Annotated in this window: 25 protein-coding genes and 1 tRNA gene; 16 read left to right on the top strand and 10 right to left on the bottom strand. The window is 69.8% G+C overall.

Features of this window, described 5'->3' with window-relative positions; translation table 11 throughout:
• The first annotated feature begins 3 nt into the window (after nt 1-3).
• Both FL583_RS31955 and FL583_RS31950 read left to right on the top strand, forming a co-directional pair.
• Entirely contained in the window at nt 4-741 is a 738-nt protein-coding gene (locus FL583_RS31955; protein ID WP_205752652.1) for an SDR family NAD(P)-dependent oxidoreductase, read from the top strand.
• Nucleotides 742-1,057: 316 nt separating this feature from the next.
• Nucleotides 1,058-1,411: a hypothetical protein gene (locus FL583_RS31950; RefSeq protein WP_205752651.1), complete on the top strand. Its 354-nt coding sequence runs from the start codon at nt 1,058-1,060 to the stop codon at nt 1,409-1,411.
• A gap of 502 nt (nt 1,412-1,913) precedes the next feature.
• On the opposite strand, the gene FL583_RS31945 is transcribed toward FL583_RS31950, so the two are convergent.
• From FL583_RS31945 to dnaK, 4 genes are read right to left on the bottom strand one after another with little or no spacing between them, the layout of a single operon-like run.
• Nucleotides 1,914-2,351 carry a heat shock protein transcriptional repressor HspR gene (locus FL583_RS31945; protein WP_142708596.1) on the bottom strand — a complete coding sequence of 146 codons (438 nt, stop codon included), beginning with the start codon at nt 2,349-2,351 and terminating at the stop codon, nt 1,914-1,916.
• Nucleotides 2,348-3,541: a molecular chaperone DnaJ gene (gene dnaJ / locus FL583_RS31940; RefSeq protein WP_142708595.1), complete on the bottom strand. Its 1,194-nt coding sequence runs from the start codon at nt 3,539-3,541 to the stop codon at nt 2,348-2,350. Before dnaJ ends, FL583_RS31945 begins: the two co-directional genes overlap by 4 nt.
• Before the next feature lie 18 nt (nt 3,542-3,559).
• The gene (gene grpE / locus FL583_RS31935; RefSeq protein ID WP_142708594.1) at nt 3,560-4,333 is read right to left on the bottom strand and encodes a nucleotide exchange factor GrpE; all 774 of its coding nucleotides are present in this window, start codon (nt 4,331-4,333) and stop codon (nt 3,560-3,562) included.
• Nucleotides 4,330-6,219 (bottom strand): molecular chaperone DnaK, encoded by a 1,890-nt coding sequence (gene dnaK, locus FL583_RS31930; RefSeq protein WP_142708593.1) that lies wholly within the window; start codon nt 6,217-6,219, stop codon nt 4,330-4,332. Before dnaK ends, grpE begins: the two co-directional genes overlap by 4 nt.
• A 286-nt stretch (nt 6,220-6,505) precedes the next feature.
• Here dnaK and FL583_RS31925 point away from each other — a divergent pair, with 286 nt between their 5' ends.
• The 5 genes from FL583_RS31925 (at nt 6,506) to FL583_RS31905 (ending at nt 13,762) form a co-directional block, all read left to right on the top strand.
• On the top strand, nt 6,506-8,410 hold the full coding sequence (locus FL583_RS31925; protein WP_142708592.1) for a serine/threonine-protein kinase: 1,905 nt from the start codon (nt 6,506-6,508) through the stop codon (nt 8,408-8,410).
• Between the two features lie 63 nt (nt 8,411-8,473).
• Entirely contained in the window at nt 8,474-8,770 is a 297-nt protein-coding gene (locus tag FL583_RS31920; RefSeq protein WP_205752650.1) for a DUF4235 domain-containing protein, read from the top strand.
• A 118-nt stretch (nt 8,771-8,888) separates the two neighbouring features.
• Nucleotides 8,889-11,177: a (Fe-S)-binding protein gene (locus tag FL583_RS31915; RefSeq protein ID WP_142708591.1), complete on the top strand. Its 2,289-nt coding sequence runs from the start codon at nt 8,889-8,891 to the stop codon at nt 11,175-11,177.
• Nucleotides 11,178-11,348: 171 nt separating this feature from the next.
• Complete coding sequence (locus tag FL583_RS31910) at nt 11,349-12,737, top strand: hemolysin family protein (RefSeq protein WP_142708590.1); 1,389 nt, start codon at nt 11,349-11,351, stop codon at nt 12,735-12,737.
• Nucleotides 12,734-13,762 carry a hemolysin family protein gene (locus FL583_RS31905; protein WP_170323972.1) on the top strand — a complete coding sequence of 343 codons (1,029 nt, stop codon included), beginning with the start codon at nt 12,734-12,736 and terminating at the stop codon, nt 13,760-13,762. Before FL583_RS31910 ends, FL583_RS31905 begins: the two co-directional genes overlap by 4 nt.
• Here FL583_RS31905 and dcd read toward each other — a convergent pair.
• Nucleotides 13,759-14,340, bottom strand: a complete 582-nt coding sequence (gene dcd / locus FL583_RS31900; protein WP_142708589.1) for a dCTP deaminase — start codon at nt 14,338-14,340, stop codon at nt 13,759-13,761. The two genes, FL583_RS31905 and dcd, sit on opposite strands and share 4 nt — an antisense overlap.
• 68 nt (nt 14,341-14,408) lie before the next feature.
• On the opposite strand from dcd, the gene FL583_RS31895 reads away from it, so the two are divergent.
• Nucleotides 14,409-14,479: transfer RNA gene (locus FL583_RS31895), tRNA-Gly, on the top strand.
• Between the two features lie 452 nt (nt 14,480-14,931).
• The gene (locus FL583_RS31890) at nt 14,932-15,180 is read left to right on the top strand and encodes a DUF2283 domain-containing protein (protein WP_205752648.1); all 249 of its coding nucleotides are present in this window, start codon (nt 14,932-14,934) and stop codon (nt 15,178-15,180) included.
• Between the two features lie 682 nt (nt 15,181-15,862).
• Here the strand turns inward: FL583_RS31890 and FL583_RS31885 are convergent.
• Complete coding sequence (locus FL583_RS31885) at nt 15,863-16,276, bottom strand: VOC family protein (RefSeq protein ID WP_142708588.1); 414 nt, start codon at nt 16,274-16,276, stop codon at nt 15,863-15,865.
• A gap of 87 nt (nt 16,277-16,363) precedes the next feature.
• On the opposite strand from FL583_RS31885, the gene FL583_RS31880 reads away from it, so the two are divergent.
• Nucleotides 16,364-17,407: a helix-turn-helix transcriptional regulator gene (locus FL583_RS31880; protein WP_142708587.1), complete on the top strand. Its 1,044-nt coding sequence runs from the start codon at nt 16,364-16,366 to the stop codon at nt 17,405-17,407.
• Here FL583_RS31880 and FL583_RS31875 read toward each other — a convergent pair.
• Complete coding sequence (locus tag FL583_RS31875; RefSeq protein WP_142708586.1) at nt 17,332-17,763, bottom strand: SRPBCC family protein; 432 nt, start codon at nt 17,761-17,763, stop codon at nt 17,332-17,334. The genes FL583_RS31880 and FL583_RS31875 overlap by 76 nt on opposite strands.
• A 21-nt stretch (nt 17,764-17,784) precedes the next feature.
• Nucleotides 17,785-19,155: an aminotransferase-like domain-containing protein gene (locus FL583_RS31870; protein ID WP_142708638.1), complete on the bottom strand. Its 1,371-nt coding sequence runs from the start codon at nt 19,153-19,155 to the stop codon at nt 17,785-17,787.
• A 122-nt stretch (nt 19,156-19,277) separates the two neighbouring features.
• Here FL583_RS31870 and FL583_RS31865 point away from each other — a divergent pair, with 122 nt between their 5' ends.
• From FL583_RS31865 to FL583_RS31850, 4 genes are all read left to right on the top strand, one after another.
• A complete protein-coding gene (locus tag FL583_RS31865) occupies nt 19,278-20,864 on the top strand; it encodes a Tm-1-like ATP-binding domain-containing protein (RefSeq protein ID WP_142708585.1) in 1,587 nt (528 codons plus the stop codon).
• A complete protein-coding gene (locus FL583_RS31860; RefSeq protein WP_142708584.1) occupies nt 20,861-21,688 on the top strand; it encodes a phosphoenolpyruvate hydrolase family protein in 828 nt (275 codons plus the stop codon). Before FL583_RS31865 ends, FL583_RS31860 begins: the two co-directional genes overlap by 4 nt.
• Nucleotides 21,689-21,697: 9 nt before the next feature.
• Nucleotides 21,698-22,372, top strand: coding sequence for a TetR/AcrR family transcriptional regulator (locus FL583_RS31855; protein WP_142708583.1), 675 nt, complete (start codon nt 21,698-21,700; stop codon nt 22,370-22,372).
• A gap of 141 nt (nt 22,373-22,513) precedes the next feature.
• Complete coding sequence (locus FL583_RS31850) at nt 22,514-23,122, top strand: DUF6518 family protein (RefSeq protein WP_142708582.1); 609 nt, start codon at nt 22,514-22,516, stop codon at nt 23,120-23,122.
• A gap of 219 nt (nt 23,123-23,341) precedes the next feature.
• Here the strand turns inward: FL583_RS31850 and FL583_RS31845 are convergent, their stop codons facing one another.
• On the bottom strand, nt 23,342-24,190 hold the full coding sequence (locus FL583_RS31845) for an SDR family NAD(P)-dependent oxidoreductase (protein ID WP_142708581.1): 849 nt from the start codon (nt 24,188-24,190) through the stop codon (nt 23,342-23,344).
• Between the two features lie 50 nt (nt 24,191-24,240).
• Here FL583_RS31845 and FL583_RS31840 point away from each other — a divergent pair, with 50 nt between their 5' ends.
• Both FL583_RS31840 and FL583_RS31835 read left to right on the top strand, forming a co-directional pair.
• A complete protein-coding gene (locus tag FL583_RS31840) occupies nt 24,241-24,816 on the top strand; it encodes a TetR/AcrR family transcriptional regulator (RefSeq protein ID WP_205752646.1) in 576 nt (191 codons plus the stop codon).
• The gene (locus FL583_RS31835) at nt 24,813-25,439 is read left to right on the top strand and encodes a VOC family protein (protein ID WP_142708580.1); all 627 of its coding nucleotides are present in this window, start codon (nt 24,813-24,815) and stop codon (nt 25,437-25,439) included. The genes FL583_RS31840 and FL583_RS31835 overlap by 4 nt, the downstream gene beginning before the upstream one ends.
• On the opposite strand, the gene FL583_RS31830 is transcribed toward FL583_RS31835, so the two are convergent.
• A complete protein-coding gene (locus FL583_RS31830; RefSeq protein WP_142708579.1) occupies nt 25,428-26,075 on the bottom strand; it encodes a TetR family transcriptional regulator in 648 nt (215 codons plus the stop codon). The genes FL583_RS31835 and FL583_RS31830 overlap by 12 nt on opposite strands.

The following is a 26,075-nucleotide window of genomic DNA, read 5'->3' as shown; positions in this document are numbered from 1 at the left end:
GCCGTGGGGACTCTGGACGGCAAGGTCGCACTGGTCACCGGCGCGAGCCGGGGCATCGGAAACGAGATCGCGCTCGGTCTCGGGCGGGCGGGGGCCACCGTGGTGTGCGTGGCCCGGGACCCCGAACGCCTCGACGAGGCGGTGTTCAAATTGCGCACGGAGTCGATCGACGCGGTGGCCGCGCCGTGCGACCTGGCTCAGCCGGGTGCGGTCGTTCGTCTCCCGTCGCAGGTGGCCGCCATCGGTGAGGTGGAGATCCTGGTCAACGGGGCCGGAGTACTGGGCAGCCGGACCTCGAAGACGTTGAAGGCCAGCTACCGCGAATGGCGAGCGGTCTCGGCGGTCGTCCTGGACGCGCCGTTCCTGCTCATCCAGGCGTTCGCCCCGGCGATGATGGCCCGACGCTCCGGCCGGATCGTGAACGTCTCGGCGGACGAGGGCCGGATGACCGGCCCGGGGAACACGGGTGGGGTGGCCCCGTACCGGGTGGCCAAGGCGGGCCTGAACGCGCTGACGAGGAATTTCGCGTACGAGACGGGGCTGGGCCGGCGGGGGCTGTTCGTGGACGCGGTGGCGCCGGGCCGGAGCCGGACGGATCTGGGCGGGTCGGGGGCGCCGAGGTCGGCCGCGGAGGGTGCCGAGACGGCGATCTGGCTGTGCACCCGCCCGGCGGTGCAGGCGGATGGGTCGCCGGCCCCAACGGGCCTGCTCTGGCAGGACCACGAGGTTCTGCCGTGGTAGCCAGACCCACCTAACGCCAGCCCGGAGCGACATGGCGAGGGGACCTGCTCAGGGGCTCCAGGAGGCCAACTCGGTTCCGTACCAGACAGGTACGACGGCCGCGCTGGCGATGGTGAGAGGGAAGGCCGTCACTGACCAGCGTCGCCAAAGCGGACGGGCTCCCAGGGCACGGCGACCTCGCCCCGACGGCCTAATGGCACGGCGGGCGTTCCAGCCTGGAACGACGACGAGCGGGTGACGGGAATCGAACTCAGCTTGGGAACCGGTGCCGCCGGGGCCGTCGTGAGCTCTGACCTGCGGTGCGGGGTGTCCGTCGATGAACCTTGAATTCCGTCACCATTGGCACGCTGACGGCACGGCGACACGAGGCGGAGCGATGCCCAGATTTGAACCGGCCGACGTCCAGGCACTCGCGCACGTGGTCGACTCGATCACCCGCCGCGAAGGCACGTACAGCTTCTTGGACTCCGTCAAGGACCTGGCGAGAGTCGACGAGCCTGACACCGCGATCGACCACCTGGCCGGCGGCCTCCTCGGCTGGAACCTCTCGATCTCCCCCGACGAGTTTGCGATCATCGAGCGCCTGTGCCACGCCTGGGACACCGCCGACCGCATCGACGACTTCGCCGCCCTCGTGAGGCCCGACCCCTCGACCGATCTTCAGCCCTAGGCATCCCGTCTGCCGTCGTTCCACCCACCGGGAGAGGGCCGCCGTCGGGTTCGCCACTGCTCCGGCGTCGTACAGCTGTCCTCCGGAGACTGGCAACCCCGACGTCGGTCTGCTCGGCACGCCGACGGCGGCCGGCACGCGCGCGTCGTATGCGACGCCGCTGCAGCGCGGACGGTGACCGGCCAGAGGCCGCATGCTCCGGGCGCGTCACGCCGACGGCGTCCTATCGCCTCCGCATCAACGGTGATTCGCACGCCGATCAGTTGACCACTAAGCAGCCCACTACTCGGTCGTCGGTCGCAACCAGTCAGGTGTCGTAGTAGCCGCTGTCCTCACCCACCAGCGGCCCCAGTCTGCGTCGACCGGCGACAGCGCACCGGGAAGCTGCTTGATCTGGGCCGCTCATGCAAGTGAATCCCTAGGCCGAACACTGCGAAGACCGCCGGAGGGCTGCTCGAGCGGAAGATCCGGTCAGGCGCGCCGCTGGTCCCGGCCGGTCAGATCAACGGCCCTTCGGGCGCCAAACCGGCAGCACCGACTGATCCAGCGGTACCAGCTCACCCCGATACGGCATCGAAGCGCGCATCTCCGCCGACTCCTGCCTCGCCGCCCGCAACTCGGCGACCAACTGTTCGGTGCGCTCTTCCAGATCACGCACCTGTTTGGTCAGCGCAATGATCCGCTTGATGCCGGCCAGATTGACGCCCTCTTCCTGCGACAACCGGGCGATCTCGCGCAGGAGGACCACATCCCTGGCGCTGTACCTGCGACCCCCGCCGGCCGACCGGCCGGGCTGTACCAGCCCGAGCCGGTCGTACTGGCGAAGCGTCTGCGGGTGCATCCCGGACAACTGGGCGGCGATCGAGATCACGAAGACCGGGCCCTCGAACGCCACGTCGATCTCGATCTCGAGATCCCCGTTGCGGCTGGGCTGGCTCATCGCGCTCCCTCCCGTTCCAGGTGGGCCCGGGGATTACCCGGCGTCGCGGCCGCGTAGTCGGCTAGCGCCTTCCGTGCGGCCTCGTTGAGGTTGCTGGGCACTTCGACCTCAATGGTGACCAACAGGTCGCCCGGAGGGGCATCGCCCTTCCGGACGCCCTTTCCGCGGACCCGCAGCACGCGCCCGCTCGGCGTCCCCGGCGCGACCCGCAGCGTGACCGACCCGTCGAGGGTCGGCACCCGGATCTCGGTTCCGGTGACCGCCTCGGGGAACGTGACCGGCACGGTCAGCGTCAGGTTGAGGCCACTGCGCCCGAACAGGTTGTGTCCCCGTACGTGGACGACGACGTACAGGTCACCGGGCGGCCCACCGCGCTGGCCGGGCTGGCCCTTGCCCTTGAGCCGGATGCGCTGCCCGTCGCTGACCCCGGCCGGGATCCGCACGTGCATCGTCCGGGTCTTGGTGACGCCTCCGGTGCCCTTGCAGTCGACGCACTTCTCGTCGACCACCGAACCGGCACCCTGGCACTCACGGCACGGCTCGGAGAACGAGAACGCGCCCTGGTTGCGGCTGACCAGGCCGGTACCCAGACACAGCGGACAGGTGCGCGGCTTCGTGCCGGGCTTTGCCCCGCTGCCCTGACAGGTCTCGCAGACTCCCGGCGCGTGCAACCGCAGCGGCACGGTGACGCCCCGAGCGGCCTCGGCGAAGTCGAGCGTCGCCTCGGTCTCGATGTCGCCGCCGCGATTGGACGCGCCCGGTTGCCGTCCACCGCCGAACATCGCCCCGAACAGATCACCGAGGCCCCCGCTGCGGGCCCGATGAGCACCGCCGGGAGCCTGTGGGCCCCCGGCATTCTGCGCGTTGAACAGGTCGGTGAAATCGAACGGCATGCCGCCGGGCCCGGTACCACCGAACCCGCCGGCACCCGCCTGACGCCGGAAGGCGCCCGAGCCGAACAGCGTCCGCGCCTCGTCGTACTCACGACGTTTGCGCTCGTCCGAGAGGACGCCGTACGCCTCGGACACCTCCTTGAACCGTGCCTCGGCTTCGCTGTTACCCGGGTTCTTGTCCGGGTGCAGATCCCGCGCGAGCTTGCGATACGACCGCTTGATGACCTCCGGGGAGGCGTCCTTGGACACGCCCAGGACTGCGTAGTAGTCCTTTTCGATCCAGTCTTTGGTACTCACCGGGCGCGCCTCCCTTCGTCACTCGGCGGACGACTCACCGGACGTCTCGACGCCACTATTTTGCTCCGACCCGGAGCCACCGGCCGGATCCGCCACCGCCACCATCGCCGCGCGAAGCAACCGGTCACCCAGCGTGTAGCCCTTGCGCAGCACCTCGATGCAGGCCGTCTCGGTGACGTCCGGACTCGTGGTGTGCGCGACCGCCTCGTGGAACGTCGGGTCGAACGGGTCGCCCTTCTCCCCGAAAGCGTTCAGGCCCAGCTTGGTGAGGATCGCCGTCAACTGCTCGGCGACCGCACCGAACGGGCCGGTCAGGTCGCCGTGCGCGCGAGCCCGGTCGAGGTCGTCGAGTACCGGCAGCAGTGCGGTCAGCACCTCGCCGCGGGCCTGCTCGGCCCCGACCTGCCGGTCGCGGTCGACCCGACGCCGGTAGTTCGCGTACTCCGCCGTCACACGCTTCAGGTCGGCGGTGCGCTCGGCCAACTCGGTCGTCAGCTTGGCAACCGCCTCACCGCCAGAAGTCTGCTCCGAGACCTCGGTCGCGCCCATACCGCCTCCTTCCCCCACGCCGTCGTGCGCCCCGGCCGCGTGATCGGCCGGGGTGTCGACCAAGCTGCCGCCGTCCGACGGAGCGTCGGCCGCGCCGGCGGGGGCCGAAGCCCCCGCCGCGTCGCCACCGACGCTGGCCACCGCAACCTCACGCGGTGCCCCGGTCTCCGGATCGATGCGGCGCCGGTCGCGAATTACGACCTTCGGCTGCTCCTCGGAGTGCCCGTCGTTGGTGGCACTCACTTCTGAGCGCCCCCGCGGCCCTCGTCGTCGACGATCTCGGCGTCGACGACGTCGTCATTGCCACCGGCCGCCGCAGCCGACGGCGGCGGAGTGGCGCCACCGGGCGCCTCCGGGCCCTCGCCCGCTTCGCCGGCCCCGGTCGCGGCCTGCGAGTTGGCGTACATCGCGGTGCCGACCTCCTGGGAGATCTTCGCGACCTTCTCCTGGGCGGTCTTGATCGCCTCGAGGTCGCTGCCACCCAGGGCCGACCGCAGCTCGCTCAGAGCGTCGGACAGCTCGGTCTTCTTGTCGGCCGGGATCTTGTCGCCGTTCTCGGCCAGGAACTTCTCGGTCTGGTACTGCAGGGACTCGGCGACGTTGCGCACCTCGGCCTGCTCGCGGCGCTGCTTGTCTTCCTCCGCGTGGGCCTCGGCGTCGCGCATCATCCGGTCGATCTCGTCCTTGTTCAGGGCCGAGCCACCGGAGATGACCATCTTCTGCTCACGGGACGTCGCGAGGTCCTTGGCGGACACGTTGACGATGCCGTTCGCGTCGATGTCGAACGTGACCTCGATCTGCGGGACGCCGCGCGGCGCCGGCGGGATGCCGGTCAGCTCGAACATTCCGAGCTTCTTGTTGTACGCGGCCATCTCGCGCTCGCCCTGGTAGACCTGGATCTGCACCGAGGGCTGGTTGTCGTCGGCGGTCGTGAAGATCTCCGAACGCTTGGTCGGGATCGTCGTGTTCCGCTCGATCAGGCGGGTCATGATGCCGCCCTTGGTCTCGATGCCCAGCGACAGCGGGGTCACGTCGAGAAGCAGGACGTCCTTGACCTCACCCTTGAGGACACCGGCCTGCAGCGCGGCACCGACGGCGACGACCTCGTCCGGGTTGACGCCCTTGTTCGGCTCCTTGCCGCCGGTCAGCTCCTTGACCAGGTCGGTGACGGCCGGCATACGGGTGGAACCACCGACGAGGACCACGTGGTCGATGTCGGCGACCCGGATCTGGGCGTCCTTGATGGCCTGGTGGAACGGGCCCTTGCAGCGGTCGAGCAGGTCAGCGGTCATCCGCTGGAACTCCGCGCGCGACACGTTGACGTCCAGGTGCAGCGCACCGTTGGGGCCACCGGTGATGTACGGCAGGTTCACGTTCGTCGACTGCTGCCCGGAGAGCTCGATCTTGGCGACCTCGGCCGCCTCACGAATGCGCTGCATCGCGATCTTGTCGCTGGACAGGTCGATGCCGTTGGCCTGCGAGAACTGCTTGACCAGGTAGTCGACCAGGCGCTGGTCCCAGTCGTCACCACCGAGGTTGGTGTCACCGGAGGTGGCCTTCACCTCGACGACGCCGTCACCGATCTCCAGCAGCGAGACGTCGAACGTACCGCCACCGAGGTCGAAGACCAGGATGGTCTGCTCGGTCTCGCCCTTGTCGAGGCCGTAGGCCAGCGCCGCCGCGGTCGGCTCGTTCACGATCCGCAGCACGTTCAGACCGGCGATCGTGCCGGCCTCCTTGGTGGCCTGACGCTGGTGGTCGGAGAAGTACGCCGGGACCGTGATCACCGCGTCGGTGACCGGCTCACCCAGGTACGACTCCGCGTCCCGCTTGAGCTTCTGCAGCACGCGGGCGCTGATCTCCTGCGGGGTGTACTTCTTTCCGTCGATGTCGACGGTCCAGTCCGTGCCGATGTGCCGCTTGACCGACCGGATCGTGCGCTCGACGTTGGTGACGGCCTGCCGCTTGGCTACCTCACCGACGAGAACTTCACCGTTCTTAGCGAAAGCGACGATCGACGGAGTGGTCCGCTTGCCCTCGGCGTTGGCGATGACCGTCGGCTCGCCACCCTCGAGGACGCTGACGACCGAGTTGGTGGTACCGAGGTCGATGCCGACCGCTCGTGCCATGGATCCCTCCTCCTAGGGGGTTGCGGAGGTTTCGACTCCGCAGAGTTGTCTCGTTCGAGGGTTGTTGTACTGCTCGTCGTTCGGGCTCACCGAACTTGAGTCAACCTCGCGCAAGTTTTCTGATCAGCCCAACGATAGCTCCCCCACGCTTGTTCCTCACCTTGGGGGCCAAAAATCGGACTCCCCCATACAACAGTGCCGATCTCGGGTTACCCAAACGACAGCTCTGTCACCTCCCTGTCTTGTGGGTGACACGACTGCGGCACGACCCAATAGCCTCGTCACCGTGACGGACGGGGCAAACGGTCAACTCGTCGGCGGGCGCTACCGCCTGGGCCCGCACCTGGGCTCCGGGGGTATGGGCACGGTCTGGCGCGCGACCGACGACCTCCTCCACCGCGACGTCGCGGTCAAGGAGGTGCCGATCCCGCACGGGCTCCCGGACGACGAGGCCGAGCGTCTGCGCGAGCGCTACCTGCGGGAAGCCCGGGCCGCGGCCCGGTTGCGCCACGCCGGCGTCGTCGGCGTGTACGACGTGCTGCCCGAGCCCGACCGGGTCTGGATCGTCATGGAGTTCATCGCGGCGCGGAACCTGGCCGAGATCCTCCGGCAGGACGGCCCGATGTCTCCCGAGCGCGCCGCGGTCCTCGGTCTCCAGGTCCTGGACGCGCTCGATCACGCGCACCGGGCCGGCGTACTGCACCGCGACGTGAAGCCGGCCAACGTGCTGGTGGACCACGAGGAACGGGCGGTACTCACCGACTTCGGCGTCGCCTCGGTCTCCGGCGACGCCTCGCTGACCCGCACCGGGCACCTGGTCGGGTCGCCCGCCTACCTCTCGCCCGAGCGGCTCACCGGCGGCACGGTCGGGCCGCCGGCCGACCTCTGGGCGCTCGGCTGCACGCTGTTCGCCGCGGTCGAGGGCAAGTCCCCGTTCGCGCGCGACGAGCACTTCGCAGTGATCACCGCGATCACGCTGGAGCCGGTGCCGCCGGCCCACCGGGCCGGGAACCTGGGGCCGGTCATCGCCGGCCTGCTCGACAAGGACCCCGGTCAGCGCTGGGACGCGGTCCGCACCCGCGCCGGGCTGCGGCGCGTCGCCGACGGCCGGCCGGTGGAGAACCTGTCCGCGACGTCCTGGGGTACGCCCCCGGTGACCGGTGACTTCTGGATGCCCAGCGACCCAGGCGGTCCCGCCTCCGGCTCCGCGGTGGTGAACGGCGGGCCGACCGCGCCGGTCTCCGGAAGCGCGCCGGTCTCAGGCACCGCTCCGATCAGTGGGACGCCGGCCGAGTACCGGTTGGACGCCGGGTCGCCGGGCGGCGAGTGGAGCCGGAGCCGCCCCGACTGGAACCAGGCGCCGCGGGTGCCCGACCTGTCCGGTCCGCGGCCGCTCGCCGGCTCGCCGGGCGTCGACCTCACGGCTCGGCAAGTGTCCGGCGGCGCGACTCGTCCGGCGTCCGCGCCGCCGTCCGGACCGGGCCCAGCACCGTCGAAATCAGGAGGCAGTCGGGTCGGCCTCTGGCTGCTCGCGGCCCTCGTGGTCGTGTTGTTGGCCGGCGGAGCCGGCGTGGTCGCGCGGAAGAACGGCTGGCTGGACCTGTCCGGCGGCAGCACCCCGACCGAGAGCCCGACCGCGACCGCGCCACCCACCTCGGGTGAGCCCAGCAGCACCGCGCCCACGGGGAAGCCCACCGGGAAGAAGTTCGACGGGAACCTCTACTCGCTGACCTACCCCACCACCTGGAACCAGTACTGCCTGACCGACCCGGGGGAGATCGAGAAGCAGGAGCACAGCGGCTGCTACTTCGACCAGCTGGCCGCCGACCAGCACACCGACGACAACACCGACCTGCGGCGCAGTCCATACGTCCTGGTGATCGTCGGCGACGCCAAGGGCCGGACGCCGCTGGAGCAGCTGCAGGGCGAGGAGACGTTCGCCCGCGAGAAGGGCGCGTTCCCCGACTACCAGCGGGTCGCGCTCCAGGAGGCGAGCTACGGCGACCACCAGGGCGCGGTGCTGGAGTTCACGCACCGGGGCGCGGTGATCGACCAGCCGAACCGGGTCCGGATCTTCCGCTTCAACGACGGCGACAAGTTCTACGAGATCTCGCTGCGCTCGCCGCAGGCCAGCTACGACGACTTCTTAGCCGGCTTCGAGCAGATCGCGGGCTCGCTGACTCCGAAATGAGAGACCTGCGTAGGGTGCGGTTCGAGCGGGCAGTGACCCAGCAATCGTCTCGAGGAGGAACCCGTGGCGCAGGACACGATCAGCGACAAGCTGGTCTGGAAGGTCGTCGGTGGAGGCGCGGTCGCCGCCGCCGCTTTCGTGGCCAAGAAGGCGCTCGACGGCACCTGGCGCGCGGCCACCGGCAACCCGCCGCCGAACAACCCGGAAGACCCGGACGTGGCCTGGAAAGAGGCGATCGGGTTCGCGCTGCTCTCCGGCGCGGTGATCGGCCTGGCCCAGCTGCTGGCGGCCCGGAACGCGGCGAAGTACTGGCGCAAGCGGCGCGGCGCGCTCCCGCCCGGCCTGCGGGACGTGGGTTAGTTAGGGCACAACGAGAGCGGTGTCACGTTACTGACGGGTACTGCTCGGCGTAGGGTGCCAGAACGCCCGTTGTGCGTTCGATGGAGAGCGCGCTGATCCCGCAGGAGGATCGTCAGCGATGGACGCCGTCCAGGTAATTGCCGCGGTTGTCGCCCTCGGGGTGGCCGTCGTCGGTCTCGTTCTGTTCGTCCGCGCGATCGTCACGATCGTCCGGACGATCAAGCTCGGTTCGCCGGACTTCAGCCGGACGAACGACAAGGGCGCACGAACGAAGACGATGCTCCGCGAGTTCGTCGGCCACACCAAGATGGTGAAGTGGCAGGCCGTGGGCGTGGCCCACTGGTTCGTGGCGTTCGGCTTCATCCTGCTGGTCGCGACGCTGGCCAACGCGATCGGGCAGCTGTTCTCGCCCGAGTTCGTGTTGCCGATCATCGGGCACTGGTGGCCCTACGAGCTGGTCACCGAGTTCTTCTCGGTCGCGACGATCGTCGGCATCGCCACGCTGATCGTCATCCGGCAGCGGGCCCACCCGCGGAAGCCGGAGCGGAAGTCGCGGTTCGCCGGCTCGAACTTCTGGCAGGCGTACTTCGTCGAGTTCGTGATCATCGCGGTGCCGATCTGCATCCTGCTGATCCGCGGCTTCGAGGCGGCGCTGACCGGGCACGCTTCCAGCTGGAGCATTCATTTCGCGTTCAGCTACCCGCTCGGCGCCCTCTTCGAGGGCGCGTCGCACGGCGCGCTGGAGACCGCGATCGTGCTCACCGCCGCGGTCAAGGTCGTCGTCTCGTTCGCCTGGATGATCGTCCTCGGCCTGAACCCGACGATGGGCGTCGCCTGGCACCGGTTCAGCGCGTTCTTCAACATCTTCTTCAAGCGCCACGCCGACGGCGCGGTCGCGCTCGGCGCGCTGCGGCCGATGACCAGCGAGGGCAAGCCGCTGGACTTCGAGGAGGCCGACCCGGAGAAGGACGTCTTCGGCGTCAGCCAGGTCGAGCACTTCAGCTGGAAGGGCATGCTCGACTTCACGACGTGCACCGAGTGCGGTCGGTGCCAGTCGCAGTGCCCGGCCTGGAACACCGGCAAGCCGCTCTCGCCGAAGCTGCTGATCACCGGGCTGCGTGACCACGCCTACGCGAAGGCTCCCTACCTGGCCGCCGGCGGTGGCAAGACCATGGAGGGCGAGGAGAAGGGGTCGGCGGAGGCGCTTGCCGGCGTGCCCGCGGCGGCGCTGGCCGAGGCCGAGCGTCCGCTGATCGGGGGCCTCGACTCGCTCGGCGTCATCGACCCGGACGTGCTGTGGTCGTGCACCACCTGCGGGGCCTGCGTCGAGCAGTGCCCGGTCGACATCGAGCACGTCGACCACATCGTCGACATGCGCCGCTACCAGGTGATGATCGAGTCGAGCTTCCCGTCCGAGGCCGGCGTCATGCTCCGGAACATCGAGAACAAGGGCAACCCCTGGGGCGCGAACCCGAACGACCGCGAGGACTGGATGAAGAACCTCGGGTTCGACGTCCGGAAGGTCGAGCAGGGCGAGCCGCTGCCCGAGGACGTCGAGTACCTGTTCTGGGTCGGCTGCGCGGGTGCGCTGGAAGACCGGGCCAAGAAGGTCACCAAGGCGGTCGCGACGCTGCTGCACGAGGCGTCCGTCTCCTTCGCCGTGCTCGGCAACGGCGAGACCTGCACCGGTGACCCGGCCCGGCGGATCGGCAACGAGTTCGTGTTCCAGATGCAGGCGATGCAGAACGTCGAGGTGCTGAACGCGGCGTTCGAGGAGCGGCAGCCGGGCGCACGGAAGATCGTGGCCACCTGCGCCCACTGCTTCAACACGCTGAAGAACGAGTACCCGGAGATCGGCGAGGACGGCGGGAATTACGAGGTCGTTCACCACACCGAGTTGCTGTCGACGCTCGTGCGCGACGGAAAGCTCACGCCGGTGACGCCGCTGGAGCAGAACGTCACGTACCACGACCCGTGTTACCTGGGGCGGCACAACCGGGTGTTCTCGGCGCCGCGCGAGGTGCTGGGCGCCGTCGTCGACGCGTCGCCGAACGCGACCCTCACCGAGATGCCGCGGTTCAAGGAGCGCTCGTTCTGCTGCGGCGCCGGTGGTGCGCGGATGTGGATGGAAGAGCGCATCGGCAAGCGGATCAACGTCGAGAGGACCGAGGAGGCGCTGTCGACCGGCGCGGAGGTCGTCGCGATCGGTTGCCCGTTCTGCCTGACGATGCTTTCGGACGGCGTGACCGGCGCGAAGGCCGCCGGAACGGCGTCCGACGCGGTCGAAGTGATGGACGTCTCGCAGTTGCTGCTGAAGTCGATCCAGCCGGCCGCCGAGCCGGCCAAGCCGGCCGACACGCCGCTCGGAAACCCGGTGTCGGCGGAGGAGATCGGACCCAACGCCTGATTTCGTTTACGTACGGCCGCCACTCGAATACGGAGTGGCCGCCGTTATTAAATGCGTTACATGCCGGGCGGAACTGATACGGGTGCGGCGAGACATCGAGCCGTACCATTGGCACTTGTGAGACCCCGACATAGTTGCCTCGCGAAGAGGTGACCGGTCATTGACGTTCTAATACCCCTGATCGCGTTCGCTCTGCTGACCGCGGCGAACGCATTCTTCGTGGCAGCGGAGTTCTCTCTCGTCACGGTCGACCGGGCGAGCATCGAGGAACAGGCCGCGGCGGGCGACCGGTCCGCGCGCCGTCTCTCGAACGCGCTGCACTCGCTGTCGTTCCAGCTGTCCGGCGCGCAACTCGGCATCACGCTGTCCGCGCTGCTCACCGGTTACCTGGCCGAGCCGGCGATCGCGGAGTTGATCGAGCCGGTGATCCCCGGCGGCGAAGACCTGGCCGACGGTATCGCGGTGGCGCTGGCGCTGATCATCGCGACGCTGATCTCGATGCTGTTCGGCGAGCTCGTGCCGAAGAACGCGGCGCTGGCCCGTCCGCGTGGCCTGGCGCTCTGGACGGTCGGGCCGCTGCGGATCTTCTCGGTGGTCTTCCGGCCGATCATCGCGCTGCTCAACGGCACCGCGAACGTCGTCGTCCGGCGGCTGGGCATCGAGCCGCAGGAGGAGCTGGCCAGCGCCCGCTCGCCGGAGGAGCTCGGCCTGCTGGCCGCGATCTCGGCCCGCGCGGGCGCGCTGCCCACCGAGACCGCGACGCTGCTCCAGCGGACGATCCGGTTCGGCGACAAGCGCGCGGCCGAGGCGATGACGCCCCGCGTGGACGTCGTCGGGCTGGAGGAGACGGCCACGGTCGAGGACCTGCTGGCGCTGGCCACCTCGTCCGGGCACACCCGGTTCCCGATCTACGTCGACACGCTCGACCAGGTCGTCGGCGTCGTCGGCGTCATCGACGCGCTCGGCGTGCCCGCGCAGCGGCGGGCCGAGACCCTGGCGCGGTCGATCGCGCGGGATCCGGTGCAGGTGCCCGACAGCCTGGACCTCGACGGGGTGCTGGCCGCCCTGCGTGACGCGCAGGCCGAGCTGGCCGTCGTCGTCGACGAGTACGGCGGCACCGACGGCATAGTCACCACCGAGGACCTGGTCGAGGAACTCGTCGGCGAGATCGACGACGAGTACGACCCGCCGACGCCGTTGTCGGCCCCGCTCATCACCGCTCCCGACGCCGACCAGGCCCGGCTCGTGCCCGGTCTGCTGCGCGAGGACGAGCTGGCCGAGGAGACCGGGTTCCGGCTGCCGGACGGCCCGTACGAGACGCTGGCCGGGTTCGTGATGTCCCAGCTCGGACACATCCCGGTCGAAGGCGAGCGGGTCGAGTACCACGGCTGGACGTTCATCGTGACGTCGGTCGAGCGGCACCGGATCGAGCAGGTGAAGGTGCGCCCGTCGGCGGAGTGGCTCGCCGAGCAGGCCGCCGCGGCCGCCCCGGACGAGACGTCGGTCGAAGAATCGGACGAGGACCTCTCCTCGGTCGGGTCGCGAGGGAAGGCGCAGTGAGCACGTTCAAGTTGGCCGTGACGTTCCTGTTGTTGCTCGGCAACGCGTTCTTCGTGGCCGGCGAGTTCGCGCTGATCGCCTCCCGGCGTACGCAGCTCGAGCCGCTGGCCGCGCTCGGCTCGCGCCGGGCCTCGGCCGCGCTCAAGGCGATGACGCAGATCCCGCTGATGATCGCCGGAGCCCAGCTGGGCATCACGATCTGCTCGCTGGGCCTGGGCGCGATCGCCGAGCCGACGCTGGCGCATCTGCTGGAGTCGCCGTTCGCGGCCCTGGGGATCTCCGAGGATCTGCTGCACCCGATCGCGTTCGTGCTCGCGCTGGCGATCGTCGTGTTCCTCCACACGGTGCTCGGCGAGATGGTGCCGAAGAACATCGCGCTGGCCGGCCCGGAGAAGGCCGTGCTCTGGCTGGGTGCGCCGATGCTCTGGTTCGCGCAGGCCACGCGGCCGGTGCTGGTGGCGCTGAAGTGGGTGTCGCGGATGCTGCTCGGGCTGCTGGGCATCGAGTCGCAGGACGCGGTGAAGACCGTCTACACGGCGGACGAGCTGGCCAGCCTGGTCGCCGAGTCACGCACCGAGGGGCTGCTCGACGCCGAGGACCACAAGCGGATCACCGGTGCGCTCTCACTGGCCGAGAAGACCGCCGGAACCGTTGCGGTTCCGTGGCCGCAGGTCGACACCGTCAACCAGGAGATCAGTCCGGCCGCGCTGGAGGTTCTGGCGACCCGCGTGCGACGCTCCCGCTTCCCGGTCGTCGACCGGTTCACGCTGGAGATCGTCGGGTTCGTCCACGTCAAGGACATCCTGGGGATGAGCGGCGCCGAGCGCCGTGCGCCGCTCCCGCCGTCGAAGATCCGGACGTTGAAAGCCGTGCCGCCGTCGATGACGCTGGCTGATCTGCTGGTGCTGATGCGCCGCGAGCGGGTGCACTTCGTGCTGGTGACGGACGGGGTGAAGCCGGTGGGGGTCGTGACGCTGGACGACGTGCTGCACGCGGTGTTCGGGGAGACGTCGGCGGCCGTCTAACGCTCGGTGGACCACGTCCGGAAGTTCTTCCAGGAGCGGGACGGGGTGGGGCCGCGCTGGCCCTGGTAGCGGGAGCCGAAGACGGCCGAGCCGTAAGGCTCGGTGGCCGGGCTGGAGAGACGGAACAGGCAGAGCTGGCCGATCTTCATGCCCGGCCACAGCGTGATCGGCAGGTTGGCGACGTTGGACAGCTCCAGCGTCACGTGACCGGAGAACCCGGGGTCGATGAAGCCGGCGGTCGAGTGGGTGAGCAGCCCGAGGCGCCCCAGGCTCGACTTGCCCTCGAGCCGCCCGGCGAGGTCGTCGGGCAGCGTGACCAGCTCGAACGTGGAGCCGAGGACGAACTCGCCGGGGTGCAGCACGAACGGGTTCTTGTCGGGGGTCTCGACCAGCTCGGTGAGGTCGTCCTGCTGCTCGGCCGGGTCGATGTGCGTGTACTGCATGTTGCGGAAGACCCGGAACCAGCGGTCGAGCCGGACGTCGATGCTGGAGGGCTGCACGAGTTCCGGTTCGTAGGGGTCGAGGCCCAGCCGGCCGGCGTCGATCTCGGCCCGGAGGTCGCGGTCGGAGAGCAGCATGGGTCGGAGCCTACTTGTAAGGGGTGCTGCCCCATCGACCGCGGCGAGACGCTAAGGTGGTGGGCGTTGCGGGTGTAGTTCAATGGCAGAACATCAGCTTCCCAAGCTGACAGTGCGAGTTCGATTCTCGTCACCCGCTCGTGGTTGGGGGCCGTGTGTCCGCGGAAGGCGCGGACTTGCGGCCCCCTCGCCATTTCGCTCCGGGGCCGAGCCCCGGACCCCACGGTGCGGTGGTGCCGTCGCGCGGCCGTCTTGGGCTCATTGCTTCTTCGGGGGGGTGGCGTGCGTGGAGGGTTGGTGGCCGGGCGGCTTGCTGATCTCGGGGTCGATCTTTTCGTTCGGGGCTGGTGGGTTGTCGCTGCGCGGTGTCCCTGGTCGAGTGCTCGATGTAGGTGAGCCCGACCTGGATCGTGCCGACCATGGCGAGGTTGACGTCCTGGCGGCGTCGTGCAGTCGGTTCACCTCACCGCATGCTCGCGAACGTGGCGACCGGGACGAAAGTCCGGATCGCTTTCCCACCATCGGAACCGTGGGACAGCCCGCTGCTGCTAGAGATCTGACTGGGGTAGCCGCGCCGCTCACGGCTGAGCTGTGGAGCTGGTTCGTGGTCAACTGATTGGTGTGCGAGTCACTGTTGATTTGGAAGCTGATGCGGCTTACGTCGAGATAGCCGATGACGTGAAGGACGGGGAGGCCGTCGAGCAGGTCGTCATTGATCGGCCTGGACGAGGTGACGTGGTGCTCGACTTCGACGTTGACGGTCACCTCCTGGGCGTTGAGATCATCGGCGCTGCTGGTCTGCTCCGCAGGTCTGTTCTCGTGGCAGCCGATCGCACCTAGCCGTCCCCGGCTGCGCCGAGCATCGACCGCGATGCCGCCGGGCCTGCTTCAAATTGCTCAGGACCGGTTGGGCGTTCCCGTCTGGCTCGGCCGTGTCGGAGGCGGCCTTGCAGGCGGACGCGGCCTCGCAGTCGGAGCGCCTTCGCAGTGCGCTTGGCCGTGTTGGACCTTCGCGGTGACCTCAACCGCAGCGGTTGAGGTCGCGGCGGCCACTGCTCGGCTGGACGCGTTGGCGCCATTTGCACCCACTCTGATGCTCGTAGACCGATTCGGCCACATCGGAGGAGGGGGGTGACCTGACTTCGAGGTCTCGATGGCACCGATAGCCGTGAGGCCCACCTGGCCTGCTCCTTCCCGGCCGCCCCTCGTACCGTCCGCCTTCCTCCTCCGGGCCGCCACCGCCGTCCGAGCCGCCGCCCACAGGCCGCCGCTCCTTCCCGGCCACCGCTCCTGCCGGCCGCGTTCCTCCTCCGGGCCGCCGCCCCCGCCCGAGCCGCCGCGTACAGGCCGCCGTTCTTTCCCGGCCGCCCCCGACGGCCGTCCCCGATCGTCGGCCCCGACCCCGGCCCCGCCGGTCATCCGCCGGTGCTCCCCGCCGACCATCCGCCGGCGGTGCCCGCCGGGCCCCCTCGGAGCGAGGGCCTCTGCGTCGGGCGGGGCCCTCCTGAGCCGCGGCTGGGCTTCAGGTTCGGGGAGTAGACGCGGCCAGGACGTTCAGATAGTGCTGGTTGTACATCACGCCCAGGACGTTGCCGAATGGGTCGGTCACCGACGCGGTCACGAAGCCCTCTCCTCGTTCGGTGGGTTTGTCGTGCGGCGTCGCGCCCAGCACCAACAGCCGCCCGTATGCCGCCTCCACGTCATCCACCGCCCAGTACGCGATCGGACCAGCGCCGGGCGACACCGGCGGGGCGAAGCGGCGGTCGAGCAAACCCAGTTCGTGCTGGTAGTCGCCGATACGAAACTCCACATACGCGGGCGGGCCGTCGACCGGGCGGACGAAGTACGGCTCGACAACCAGTACCTCGGCGTACCAGGCGACCGCCGCCGCCACGTCGGCGGCGAAGTACGTGATGGTCGTGAGTCCTCGCAGCATGGTTTCGCTCCCTCGAAGATCGAATAACGCCATCCTGCAAATAAAACTGCTCACCCCCTGAGCACTTTCTCACCCAAAATCAAACCCATGCGTGCCGATCGACTCGTCGCCACCCTTCTGCTCCTGCAGTCGAAGGGGCGCGTGACTGCGGCCCAGCTCGCGGGCGAGCTGGAGACCTCGGTCGCGACCGCCCGTCGCGACCTGGAGGCGCTGTCCGCGGCCGGTATTCCGGTGTATCCGCAGGCCGGGCGAGGCGGCGGGTGGTCGCTGGTCGGCGGCGCCCGCACCGACCTGAGCGGCTTGTCGGCCTCCGAAGCCCAGGCCTTGTTCCTCCTGGTGGGCCCGGCGGCGGCCATTTCCGACGAAGCGAAGACCGCCCTGCGCAAGCTCGTTCAGGCCCTGCCCAAGACGTTCCGGGCCGAGGCCGAAGCGGCGGCCGCCGCCACGATGATCGACACCACCCGCTGGGGCGAGCGCGCCCGGCAGCGTCCACAGCTCGTCGATCAGCTCCAGACGGCAGTGGTGAAGCAGCGCAAACTCCGGTTCGAGTACACGAGCGGCGCCCGCGAACGGTCCACCCGCCTGGTCGAGCCCTGGGGCCTCGTCGACAAGGACGAGGTCTGGTACCTGATCGCGGGCACCGAGAAGGGCCAGCGGACGTTCCGCGTCGACCGGATCGCCGGCCCGCAGCTCACCGACGAGTCCTTCGAGCGGCCGAGTGACTTCGAGCTCGCCGAGGCGTGGAAGAGCGTCGTCGGCGAGGTGGAGCAGAAACGGTCCGGCACCGAGGCCGTGGTTCTGATCGAGACGAAGTTCGTTCCGATCCTCCGCGACCACTTCGGCCTGCACTGCCACGTCGAGGAAGAGTTCGAGGACGGGACGACCACCCGTTCGCGGGTACGCGTCGCCGCGCCCACGCCGCTCGATATCGCCCGCACCCTGGCCGGATGGGGCGGCCACGTCCAGGTGCTCGAACCCGACGCCGTGCAGGCCCACCTCGCCCGCATCGGCGCCGAGCTCGTCGCTGGCTACGCCCCGGCCGACCCCGCCCCCGACTACCGCCCGAGATATTCCGACAACGCGGCCAGCGCCGGCGCGAACACCTCAGCCGCGAAGAAGGCCGTCCAATGATCTACGTCCGCGTGATCGAACTCCGCGTAGTACTCCACGAAACTGCGCCCGTCCGCAACCGGCCGCACGCGCGCCGTCGCCACGTAGTTGTCCACCGGGAACGGCCTCGGCTCCTCGAACGCGTAGCTGAACGACCGGTCGAGGTCCGAGAGCGCCATCAGCCGCTCCCGAATCGTCGCGTCGCCGAGCTTGAACGAGCGGATCGCCCCGACTTGGTCTCCGGCCTTCCCGTCCTCGATGTGACTCTCGCTGACCGAGGCCGACCACCACGTCGCCAGCCCGTTGAAGTCGCGGACGACGGCCCACACCGTCTCAGCGTCGTGGTCGAGAACCGTGCTGTAGTAGGACTTCGCCATCGGAACCTCCCGGAACGAGAACTACAAAACGAACAGTGCGGATCGCAGCATGGTCGGCTCGTGCCAGACGGGCAGCCGCAGGTACGTGCGTTGTCCGGCGTAGGTGGAGAAGCTCGGCCCGGCGGCCAGCCGCACACCGGCCCGTTTGCCGCGTTCGGCCAGCGCGACGGCGTCCTGACCGGTATCGACCCAGAGTCCCGACCCGCCGTCGATCGACTGCCAGCGCCAGTCCGGGAACGCGTCCGCGAGCCCCGCCTCCGTCGCCTTCAGCGCCTCGCCGAGCATCTCCCGCCGTTGCCTTCGGGCGACGTCGGTGCGCCCGATCAGGTCCGCGGCCACCAACTGATCCACGACGGACGACGCCAGGTCGACGGCCTTCCGCAGCTCCACCAGCCCGTGGATGCGCGTCTCACTCGCCCTGATCCAGCCGATCCGGACGCCACCCCAGAACAATTTCGACGCACTGCCGATCGTCAGCAGAAGCGACGGGTCGACGAGCCCGGCCAGCGTGCGGGCGACCGGGGGGCCGGCCAGCGTCAGGTCAGCGGAGCACGTGTCCTCGATCGTCATCAGCCCGGCGTCGTTCAGCACCTGGGCGAGCTCGGCTCGGGCGGCGTCGGCCATGCTCCGGCCGGTCGGATTGTGGATCGCGGTCTGGCAGAAGAGCACCTGCGGCTTCCGGGCGAGCGCGTGCCGGAGCAGGTCGACGTCCAGGCCACCGGTGATCAGCGGCAGCCCCTCGACGCGGGCCCCGGTGGCGCGGACCGCCTCCAGCGCACCCCGGTACGTCGGTTCCTCGGTCAGGACGAGGTCGCCGCTACCCGCCAGCGCGGTCATCGCCAGCCAGGTCGCGTGCTGGGCGCCGGACGTCACGAGGATCTGCTGCGGACGCGTCGGCAGGCCGTCCCGGGAGTACTGGTCGGCGATCGCCTGGCGCAGTACCGGGAGCCCGGCCGGGAAATAGCCGTCGGTTGGGAGGTACGCGCCGACGTCGATCGGGCGTCCGAGCACCTCGGCGGCCACCGGCGACGCGGGCAGCGAGCCCGTCGACAGGTCGATGACGTCGGCCGGCGCGCTGGTGAACGAGAACAGCCGGCCCGAGGGATGGCTGTTCAGCGAGTTGCGGGCCGACCGCACGCGCGAGCCAGAGCCCCGGCTGGTCGCCAGATAGCCGCGGGCCTCGAGCGCCTCGTATGCAGCGGTGACCGTTCCCCGTGAAACGAGGAGCGCGGTGGCGAGTCCTCGCTGCGGCGGCAGCCGGGAACCGGCCGGGACGAGCCCCGCGTCGATCAGCTCGACGAGTGCGGTGACCAGGTCGTCGGTGAGCGTGGTGGTGCCGGTCGTCCATGGGCCGAGCAGGCGGCAGAGCTCGCTCGCGTCCAGTGCCGTCATCGCCACAGCAGCACTGTCCCACTGAAAGGCGGCGCGCCAATGGGCCAATCACCGGGAATTGGTCCAGCCCTGCGACGGCGTCCGGGCCTAGCCTCGGGCGGAAAGAGCCAAGGAGGAAGACCATGCCGACCATCGGTCTGCTCGGCACGTTCGACACCAAAGGCGACGAGTACGCCTGGCTCCGCGATCGGCTGCGCGAGTACGGCGCCGACGTGATCACGATCGATGTCGGCTCGTTCTCGACCAGCCCACTCCCCAACGCGAGCTCCGCCCCCACCAACCCCACCCCCGACGACCCCAGCCCCGCCAACGCCAGCCCCGACCACGCCAGCCCCGCCACCAATCCCGACGACGCCAGCCCTGCCAACGCCAGCCCCGCCACCAATCCCGACGACGCCAGCTCAGGCCCCGCCGGCCGCGACCACGCCAGCTCCGACCACCTCAGCCCCGGCCACGCCAGCCCCGCCACCGCCAGCCCCGACTACCTCGGCTCCGACGACGCCAGCTCCAGCCCCGCCACCGCCAGCCCCGGCCACGTCAGCTCCGACGACGTGCTGAGCGCGGCTGGCGTCGACCCGGCCGACCTCCGAAGCCGTCGCGACCGCGGCGAGATGATGGCCGCCATGGGCACCGGTGCGGCCATCGTCGTCCGCCGGCTCTTCGACGCAGGGCGGCTGCACGGGTTGCTCGCCGTGGGCGGCTCCGGTGGCTCCTCGGTCGCGGCGCCGGCCATGCAGGCGCTGCCCATCGGCGTCCCCAAGTTGCTCGTTTCGACGATGGCCAGCGGCGACGTACAGCCGTACGTCGGCGAGGTGGACGCGACGCTGATGTACTCGGTAGTAGACGTGGCCGGCATCAACTCCGTGTCGGAGGCCGTCCTCGGCAACGCCGCGGCCGGCATCGCCGGCATGGCAGCCGCCTACGAACAACGACTACCGGCACCAAACCAGCAGCCTCCAACAGGCCAGCTCCCGCCGACAAGCCAACTCCCGCCAACCGGCCAACTCCCGCCAACCGGCCTAAAGACGCCAACAGGCAAGAAGCCCCTAATAGGCCTGACGATGTTCGGCGTCACGACCCCAGCCGCCGACGAAGCGCGCGCACGCCTCACCGACCTCGGGTACGAGGTCCTGGTGTTCCATGCGACCGGCACCGGCGGGCGGGCCATGGAGAAGCTCATCGAGAGCGGCCTACTAGCCGGGGTCTGCGACCTGACGACGACCGAACTGGCCGACGACCTGGTCGGCGGCGTACTCAGCGCGGGCCCGCACCGGTTGGAGATCGCCGGGCACCGAGGCCTGCCCCAGGTGGTGAGCGTCGGCGCGCTCGACATGGTCAACTTCGGGCCGCGCGACACCGTGCCGGCCGAGTTCGAGCACCGGAACCTGTTCGTCCACAACCCCACGGTCACGCTCATGCGCACGACGCCGGACGAAATGGCCGAGCTGGGCCGGCGGATCGCCCGCAAACTGAGCGCCGCAACCGGCCCGGTAACGCTGGTCCTGCCCCTGCGCGGGGTGAGCGCGATCGACGTCGACGGTGGCCCGTTCCGCGACCCGAAGGCGGACGAGGCACTGTTCGACGCCCTGCGGACCGGGCTGGCCGGCTCGTCCGTGTCGGTGGTCGAGCGAGACCAGGCGATCAACGACACCGGCTTCGGCGCGGCGGCCGCCGACGCGCTGGACGCGTTCATCAAGGAGAAAGCATGAACAGGCAGGACGTGCTCGATCGGTTCCGGGCCCAGGTGGCGGCGGGCCGGCCGATCATCGGCGGGGGCGCGGGCACCGGCATCACCGCCAAGTCGGCCGAGGCCGGCGGCATCGACCTCCTGATCATCTACAACTCGGGGCGCTTCCGGATGGCCGGCCGCGGGTCGCTGTCCGGCCTGCTGCCCTACGGGGACGCGAACGCGATCGTGCTCGAGATGGCCAACGAGGTGCTCCCGGTCGTATCGCGGACGCCAGTGCTGGCCGGCGTGTGCGGCACCGATCCGTTCCGGGTGATGCCGCACTTCCTGCGCCAGGTGCGCGACATCGGGTTCGCCGGGGTGCAGAACTTTCCGACGGTCGGGCTGATCGACGGGGTGTTCCGGGCGAACCTCGAAGAGACCGGGATGGGGTTCGGGCTCGAGGTCGACATGATCCGGGCGGCCCACGAGATGGATCTGCTGACCGCGCCGTACGTCTTCGACGAGGAGCAGGCCGCGGACATGGCTCGGGCGGGCGCGGACATCCTGGTACCGCACATGGGCCTGACGACGTCCGGGACGATCGGGGCGCAGACCGCGCTCACCCTGGACCAGGCCGCCGAACGGGTCCAAGCCCTCGCGGACGCCGCCCGCCGAATCAACCCCGACATCCTGTGCCTGTGCCACGGCGGCCCGATCGCCGAGCCGGCCGACGCCCAGTACGTGCTCGCGAACACCGAGGGCGTCGTGGGCTTCTTCGGGGCGTCGTCGATCGAGCGACTGCCCACCGAGGTCGGGATCCGTCAGCAGACCGAACAGTTCAAGGCGCTAACGTTTTCGCGTTAGCATCGTTTTATGTCCTCGGAGACGCGTGACGCGATCATTGAGGCCGCTGCACGAATCCTCCGCGAAGAGGGCCCCCGCGGAGTGACCACACGCGCGGTCGCGCAGGCCGCAGGCGTGCAGGCGCCGACGATCTACCGCCTGTTCGGCGACAAGGACGGGCTGGTCGAGGCCGTGGCCGAGCACGTCATGTCGACGTACGTCGCCTCGAAGTCGGTCTCGGTCGACGAAGACCCGGTCGTGGACCTGCGGGCCGGGTGGCGGGTCAACACCGAGTTCGGGCTGGCCAACCCCGGGCTGTTCACGCTCCTGTTCAACCCCGAGCGGACCTCGCCCGCGGTCGCTGCGGGCTCGGCCGTGCTGCGCCGGCGCGTGCACCGGTTGGCCCAGGCCGGGCTGCTGCGCGTCGACGAGGAGCGCGCGTTCCAGATGATCCAGGCCGCCGGGGTCGGGAGCATCCTCACGCTGCTGTCGATGCCGGCCGAGGGACGGAGCCTCGACCTGGCCGACGCGATGTTCGACGCCGTGTGCGCCAGCATCCTCGGCTCGGCCCCGGTGACGCCGGAGGGCGACGTGAGCGCGGTAGCGGTGACCTTCGGAACCGTGATCGACGATCTGCCCGCCCTCACTGACGCCGAGCGCGCGCTGATGGCCGAGTGGGTCGGTCGGTCGCTCTCGCACACCTAGATCGGTCGCTCTCGCACACGTCGATCGGTCGGTCTCCCACACGAAGGTTGGTCGCTCTCGCACACGTAGGTCGTTGGACGGATACCGATATACCCGACGCGGCAGACGCGGGACGGGTGGGTCTGCTGCGACCGTGACGGCATGCGATTCCGTAATGGGTGGCGGCTCCCGGCGACGACCCTGGTGGCCGGGTTCCTCCTCGGCTTCCTGGACTTCGTCTGGATCAAGTTCGTGCCGTCCGCGCTCGGCGGTCTGGGCAACTCCAGCGCGGTCTGGGCGGTGGCGGCGTTCCTGTTCGCGTACTGGGTGGGTGGTCGCTGGGCGATCCCGGCCGCGGTCGGGCTGCTCGTCGTCGCGGTGCCGAGTTACTACCTGGCCGCGTTCCTCATTCAGCACGATCGGATCGGCGCGCTGTGGAGCCCGACGTGGACGACGTTCGGCCTGATCGCGGGCGTGATCTTCGGTGCGGCCGGAGTTGTCGCGCGCCGGACGGACCGGTGGCAGATCGCCGCGCTCGCCGTTCCGCCCGCGGTGTTGTTCGCCGAGGCGCTGCTGTACGCGGGTCGCCTCGGTGATCCGTCGTACCGGGTGTCCGAGAGCCTGGAAGCGACGCTGCTCGACGTCGGAATCGGGATCGCGCTCGCCCTGCTGTTCCGCGCGCCCTGGCCTCGGCGCGGAGCGGCCCTGCTGCTCGCGGTTCCGTTCGCGGCGGTCGGCTACGGGCTCTTCCGAACAGCCGGCTTCGCCTAAAACGGCTCCGCCTGAACGGCTTCGCCTGAAAACTTCTTCGGGCGCGGACTCGAACTGAGACCGCGCCCGAAGGAACGTCAGTGCCGGCCCGGCAGCCGCCTCTCGGCGAGTGGCCGCTCGCAGCGGCGAATGGTGAGGCCCGGGGGCATGGACCGAACCGGCACCTCATGTAAGCACGAGGGCCGCCCGATCATTCCCCGCCGACGCGTGTGACCCCGCTCACGAAAGATAGGGCCGACTGATCGCCAGAAGACGCTCCTGAAGAGCCCGGTCGTACGACACCTCCGACGATCGTGCCTCGACGTCCCGGTCGAAATACCGGCCGGTCACACCCGATAGACCGGCGACGCGAAGGATCGACGCGGCCCCCTCCTCGGGCGTCAGCAACGACCGCTTGATCAAGCCGCCGAACAGCCTCAGGTACGCCGGAGTCATGTCGTCGACGATGTCGGTGCCGACGACCCCGGGATGCACGGAGTTGACCGTCACACCGGTTCCGTCGAGTTCCTCCGCGAGCCGGTAGCCGGCCATCAGTGTCAGGAGCTTGGACCGCGCGTAGGCCGTGAAACCGGCCTCGGGGTTGACGTCGGTGAGCGCGCGGAGGTCGCCGAGGCCGACCGGCCGGGGCCGACGACGGATCTTGACCTGCCGGGTGTCGGCCAGCGACGCCGACACGACGTTCACGACCCGAGCCGGCGCCCCCGCGAGCAGCGCCGGGCGAAGTAACTCGGTCAACAGATATCCACCGAGATAGTTGACGGCCACGTGCATCTCGATGCCGTCAGCGTTGACCGTCCGATGACGGAAATGCGCACCGGCGTTGTTGATCAACAGGTTGAGCGTCGTGAACCGCTGAGCCAGCCGGAACACGTCGTCGCGCGAAGACAGATCCCCGATCAGCACCTCCACGGGTAACGGTGCGACCGCCTCTCGGAGCTCGTCCGCGCGGGCCGCGCTCCGGGCAACCGCCACGACCGTGTTGCCGGCCCCGGCGAGCGACCTCACCAGCACGCGACCCATACCCCCGGTCGCGCCGGTCACCAGGGCTATCGATTTCTGAGACATCATGTCTCAGAGAGTAGACGACATGAGTCAACGTGTCTCATAGAATCGGTCTCGTGAAGCAGACAGACCCACGCGCGACCCGCAGCCGGGAGGCGATCCTGGCCGCCGCTCGCGAACTGCTGCTCCGCCACGGACCCACCGCGGTCACCCACCAGCGGGTGGCCGAACAGGCCGGCGTCGGGCGGGCCACCGTCTACCGACACTGGGCGCGCACCGAAGCGCTGCTGCTCGACGCGATGTCCGGGTCGGACCTGCCGTGGTTCCGGGAACCGCGGACCCCGGTGCGGGCCTGGCTCCACCGGGAGCTCCGCGGGCTGGCCGACGAGATGGCCCAACCCGAGGTCGCGGCGGTCACGCTGACGCTGATGCACGGGGCGCTGTGGGACGTCGAGATCGCCAAACAGCGCGACGCGTCGGTCGCGAACCTCAACGACCGGGTCGGCGTGGCGCTGAGGCTGGCGTCCGAATCCGGCGAGGCGCAACCGGCCGTGAAACCGGCCGATGCCGCCGCCCTGCTCATCGGGCCGCTGGTCTACCGGACGGCCATGCAGCGCGGAGCGGTGCCGGACGAGGTCATCACCCGAGCGATCGACACCGTGGCGGTCTGGACGGGTACAAAGCTGGGATGAGCCTCTCCGCGATCTGCTTCGCTGCGCTCCATCCCGAGCGGCAGGAGCGATTCTGGGCCGAATTACTGGGTCCGAACCCCGGGTTCACCACCAAGTTCGAAAGAACGACAACCCTGAAGACGAGCCAGAACCGCGCCCACTTCGACCTGACGAGCACCTCGCTCGACGACCAGCGCGAAACGGTCGCGCGGGCGCTCCGGCTCGGGGCCCGGCACGTCGACGTCGGACAGCGGCCAGAAGAGGGGCACGTCGTGCTCGCCGACCCGGAGGGCAACGAGTTCTGCGTCATCGAGCCCGGCAACCAGTTCCTCGCCGGCTGCGGGTTCATCGGTGCGCTGGCCTGCGACGGGTCCCGGCAGGTAGGCGAGTTCTGGAGCGCGGCGCTCGGCTGGCCGCTGGTCTGGGACCAGGGTGAGGAGACCGCGATCCAGTCACCGCAGGGCGGCCCGAAAATTTCCTGGGGCGGCCCGCCGTTGATGCCGCGGACCGGTCCCGACCGGATCTGGTTCGAGCTCTCCTCGGCCGACGTCGGGTGGTTGCTGTCGCTCGGCGCGACGCGCGTCGAGGGCTCCGACCGGTTGGCCGATCCGGACGGCAACGTCTTCCGCGTCCTACCGGGCTGAGCTGCGGATACCGGCCAGGATCAGGTCGACGCCGGCCAGGAACTGAGCCCGGTCGTCGTGGTCACGGAGCTGACCGGCGACGGCGTGGAGGAACGGGAAGTCGGCCGGGTCGAGCTCGGCCGAGGCGCCGGCCAGGACGTCGGTGCGGCTCGTGCCCGGATCCTGGGCGCGGGCGTTCGCGGCGTTCTGCCCGGCGACGCCGAGCGTGTAGTACAGCAGCGCCGATGCGGCGTCGAACTGAGCCTCGATCGGCGCGCCGATCACCTGGATCTGCTGCCCGAAGCGTTCGAAGATCGCCAGCGCCATGGGCTGCGACTCCGGCCGGGCGACCTGGGTACCGACCCACGGATGAGCATCGATCGCATCGAACACCCCGAGCGCCAACGTCCGGATCGCCCCCTCAGGCCCCCGCGGCCCCTCGGGCCCAGGCCCCGGCGGCGCCTCCAGCACCGCCTCCAGCACTGCCTCGGTAGCCGCCACCAGCAGCTCACTCTTGTTCGCCACGTGCCAGTAGATCGCCCCCGGCCCGGTCTTCAACGCGGCCGACAACGCCCGAAACGTCAGCCCGCTCTCCCCCGCCTCGTCGAGCAACGCGATCGCGGCCTCGACGATGCGCGACCGCGAAAGACCTGCCAT

Source organism: Cryptosporangium phraense (assembly GCF_006912135.1).
GTDB classification, from domain to species: Bacteria; Actinomycetota; Actinomycetes; order Mycobacteriales; family Cryptosporangiaceae; genus Cryptosporangium; species Cryptosporangium phraense.
The sequence above is the reverse complement of the archived record's forward strand: the minus strand, read 5'-3'. Positions and strand labels throughout refer to the sequence as shown.